At 66.6% G+C, this 4,614-nt stretch carries 2 protein-coding genes; both read left to right on the forward strand.

Annotation, left to right across the window (positions count from 1 at the left end):
* The coding region (locus tag CIB93_RS36740) for a TIGR02391 family protein (RefSeq protein ID WP_107471006.1) at window positions 1-754 on the forward strand (754 nt) is incomplete at its 5' end.
* 43 nt (window positions 755-797) lie between these two features.
* Window positions 798-3,509: an ATP-binding protein gene (locus tag CIB93_RS36745; RefSeq protein WP_096633101.1), complete on the forward strand. Its 2,712-nt coding sequence runs from the start codon at window positions 798-800 to the stop codon at window positions 3,507-3,509.
* Window positions 3,510-4,614 lie beyond the last annotated feature (1,105 nt).

Raw genomic sequence — 4,614 nt, forward strand, 5'->3', positions numbered from 1 at the left:
TCTCGCCGACACGGCGGACGGGCTCACGGGCCGGGAGATCGGTAACCTCCTGGCGCTCTCGGGTGTCCCGGACCAGGACGGCTCCAGCAAGCGTGACCGTCTCGCGCGGGCGCTGTTGGCGCGTCAGGACCGTGACCGGGCGGCGAACTGTGTGGTCGTGTTCGTGAACCATGCCATGGCTCCGGTGCGGTACGCGCAGCAGCCGCAGGTGTTCTCCCGGCGCCGTGACGACCTCAACGAGGTCCTCGTCCACATCGGTCTGCGCGTCAACGAGGAGGGCCGTCTCGCCCGCGGTCCGGCTGCCGCAACGCTCAGCGACGCGGCCCGGCATGCGAGCTCCCTTCGTTCCGAGCTGCGCCGTCGCGGCACGCACCCTCAGGTGCTGCGCTACTGCACCGAGGAGATCCTCGCCAAGAACGCGTTCCACGCCAGCCTGGAGGCCGTCAAGTCGGTCGCCGACCGGCTACGGCAGCTGACCGGCGAACAGCTCGACGGGGCGCGGCTCGTCGACGCTGTCCTCATGCCCGGCGGCGGCACCGCCCGGGTGTCCGTCAACACGGGCAGCACGCCGACGGAACTCGACGAGCAGAAAGGCCTTGCGACCCTCATCAAGGGCCTGTTCAGCATGTACCGGAACCCGGCCGCCCACGACCCCCGGCTACACCGCACCGTCACCGACGAGGAACTCCTCGAACTACTCACCACTCTCTCCATGGTCCACCGGCGTCTCGATAGCGCCCGCATCCAGCCTTAAAACACGGCAGGTGTCGCAGCTGTCCTGCAGATAATCTGACGTCATGCGTGGGGACAGGCCAGTATCAGAGGGTGCTGATCACGACGAGGTACCGGAGTTCGTCGGGGACCTCCCCCTCGATGCGGCGCAGCAGCTGCGTATTCAGGCTACCCATCGCGGATTCACGTACCAGCATCTGTATGCCGTCGGGTGCCTGCTGAGGCTGCGGGATGCGGGTGCCCAGACGCTGCTAGTGGAGCGGGACGAGGATCTTGAGGTCGTGCTCCCGGGCCGGCAGCTGTATCTCCAGGTCAAGACCCGGCAGAGTGGCGTCCTGGTGTGGAGCGACATTCGCGACGCGGTCGAACAGTTCCAGAGGAAGATCCGCGCGGAGCACGATGAAGGTCGGCGCAGCGGGAGCCCCGTGCTGGTCGTGGTCAGCAACGCTCAGCCGGGTCCCGCCCTGGTCGCCAAAACCCGGACAGTGGGCTGGCCGGGCGACGTGCAGTTGCTGTGGCCCGGGGGGCCGGCAGGGCACGACAGGTGGCTGCCTCCGCCGGCCGGGGACCTGGACGGCATGCTGCAGTGGTGCACAGCCGAGGCTGAGCGGGTGCCGTTCCTTGCGTTGAAGCCGCAGACACTGGTGGAGAAGCTGGCTGCCCGGGTGCAGTACGCATCCACTGGGGCTCGCGGTCAGGCGTTCGTTGCAGCTGACCTGCCTGGGTTGTTTGAGCAGTTCGTCGAGGAGCTGCAGGCGTTCCCTGAGGTTCCCGAAATGTACTGGCCGCAGAAGAGCGATCCGGAGCTGGTCGGGGAGCAGCGGGTGCGGCTGGTGGTGGGGTACTCCGGTGCAGGGAAGACCACCTGGGCCGCGCATGCGGCTGAACGGTGCCCTCTGTCCGTCACGTATTGCGACGTCGCAGACGGCGTGTCGACTGAGGCCGTCGCCGAGTCAATGGCCCGCGAGCTCGCAGCCCGGCACCTGAGCAGCCTGGTGGGAGGGGAACTGCCCCACGGGTCGAGCGTGGAGGTCTTGCGGGCAGTCCACCTGCGGCTCACGCGAACATCGACAGTCGTCGCTGTCGTGCTCGACAACGCCCACCGGCTCCCCACGAACGGGATCCGGATGCTGGTCGACGCGCTTCCCACTGTGCACTTGATCTTGCTGGCGCAGCCCTGGCCCGACCAGACGGTACTCGAGGCCCACCTCGGAATCACCGCACAAATGCTGCCCGGGTGGACCGTCGACACCATCGCCGAGGCATTCGCTGCCGAAGGCTGCAGAACCGACTACCTCACCGCACGACGCGTCTGCTCGCTCACTGGTGGCCTGCCTCTCTACGTCCTCCAGGCGGCTGCTTTGACCCGCAGCGAGTACAACGCCGACGCCGCAGCTTTCTGCAACACCTTCGAAGAGCGGACACACTTCAAGAGCACTGCCCAGGAGCTCATCCTGGAACAGTCCTTCGGACGCCTGAACGAGACAGCTAAGAAGCTCGCTGGACTCCTTGCCTTTGCCGAAGTGCCGTTGACGCGCGATGAGCTGCAGCAATTGGCCGCGGAGATCGGTGCGGAGCGCGCGCCCGACACCGTACGTGCTGCTCGGGAACTTGCCGCCCACGGTCTGACGCAGCCGTTCGCCGACGGTCACCTCAAGCTCCACGACGCTGTCCGCCCCCTGGCTGCCTCGATGGTGGAGGAGTTCGGCGAGGAAGCAGCCGACCGGCTACTACGCACCTTGTGTCGACTCCTCGAAGGCCACAAGGGCCCTGACCGGCTCTCCCGCTGGATGCGCCTGCTCGGCTCAACCGGGCAGATAGACGAATTGATCGCCCTCACCGAGCAGGAGGGATTCTTCGAACGCGGGTACCCCCGCGAGGTGCGTGCCATGCTCGCCGACACAGCACACGCACCCGACGCGGACACTGCTCTGCGGTTCGACGCCCACAACGCGCTCTCTGTGTGGGCGCACAGGGACGGTGACCTGGAGGCTCTCGCGGTTCACGTGCAGGCCATGGAGACACTCCACAGGGCCGGACATCCAGACTTCGGCCAGCGGGAGCGGATGCTGCTCGCCAGCAGAAGGTTCTACCTCTACGGCGAATCGGGCGACATCAGGCAGCTCAAGACCGCCTACGTGGAGGCCCAGGCACAGACCCCTGCCCCGTCCCGGTACGACCGAGCCCTGCGGTATGGCTACGCAGCCGCGCTGTGGACAGCCGGACAGTATGAAGAAGCGGGACTCTTGGCCATGGAGGTTGCCCTCGCCTACATGGATCACCTCGGTCTCGAAGACGACGATCTCCTGACCCCGACAGCCGAGCTGCACGCGAAGTGCGTGAACAGTGACACTCCCGACGACTTCAAGCGGCTCGCCGACTGCTTCGGCCTGGCTGTCCTCGTCTACCGCAAACTCAACCGCATGGACTTCGCCCCCTGGGCCGTGCGGGCACACAAGCTCTATGCCGTCTCAGGCGCAACGCGGTCGGCCATCAATTCCGGACAGGACGTCGCAGACGTGCTCCGCCTCACCAACCCAGGCGAAGCACTGAAGATTCTCGACACGCTGATGCTCGCGGCCGAGGAGGAGAACCTACAGGACGTGATCATCGGGTTGCGCTCCCAGCGTGCCGAAGTCCTGGCGCGCACAGGCGACATCGAGGGAGCCCGCACGGAGATCAGCATCCTCTCCCAGTACGACCTCACCAACGACCAAGCCATGGACATCCGACACCAGAGCCAGCTCATCGAAGAGAGCGCGAACGACGACACGTAGCGGCCAGTGATGATCAGCGCGCTACCAAGGTGGTCGCGCTCGAGATCAGAGCCGTACTCCCGAAGTCGCAAGCCGACCCCGAACGCCGGTCGCCGACGGTCACGCCGACGCCCAACGGCTTTCCAGGCCAGCCACCGCCGGCTCGTTGTCCCTAGCCCACTCATCGGCCGTGGGTGCCTGGGGCCCGGTAGTGGGCGCTTTGGCCCGTGGGTTATCGACACACCAGCGCAGGACGTCCAACATCAATCTGACTGCTCGGTCTGCTGACTCCGTCGAGTAGTCGGCGTACTCCGGTCCGGTGTGCGTGCCCAGAGGCGGATGGGGAACCGTCTCCCTGGGCCTCTCCTCATGGTGGACCGACGCATCCCGAAGAAAGAATAGCCACTTAAACTCGTCGCCCCAGGCAGCGTTGCGAGGTCCAGTAGCAAACACGAGCTTCAGACCCTCGTGAATCGCCGTGCGCCGCTTGGTGCGGTTGGCCCTCCACTCGGCCCGACGCGTTGCCGGTACCACCGAGCCGTAGAAGGCATCCAGCGTGTGCGCTGAGGCGGACACAGCGACCAGCGCAGCGTCGAACTCCTCATTCAGCGAGGAAGACTCCGTGGTGGGGTCCTTCGCTGCCACAGCCTGCTCACGAGCCACGCGGGCCGCCAGCGCCCGGTCGATCGCAATACTGGCCCAGCGCGGCCACAGACGGGCCGCGACCGCAATCTTCTCGGGGCCGTAAGCCGTGGCGGAAGCAGCCGCGGGGCCCGCAGGTGCTTCAGCGCTAACTCGAGAGCTTCCGCACTGCGGGCACCGGCGCTCCTCCGGCACCGTCTGCTCGATCACATCGTCCGGGTACTGGTACCCGCACTCGGCGCAGGAATGGCCCATGGGAGAGACAGTAGAAGGAGGGGACTCCGGTCGAAGGCCGACACGCGATGGCTTCGAGACCAAAAGACGCCGCGCGTTCTGCAGGCGACGGGGGCCTAGCACCACAGGGCGGTGAAGTCCCGCCAGCGTACGGCTGACGGGAATCACCGGTCGCCTACAGGCTGCTGCCACTGGTCAGGTGAAGGCCGGGGCGGGGTCCTCGGCGGTCCAGTCGCCGTCGAAGAGTGCG

Source organism: Streptomyces sp. WZ.A104, assembly GCF_002382885.1.
GTDB lineage: Bacteria > Actinomycetota > Actinomycetes > Streptomycetales > Streptomycetaceae > Streptomyces.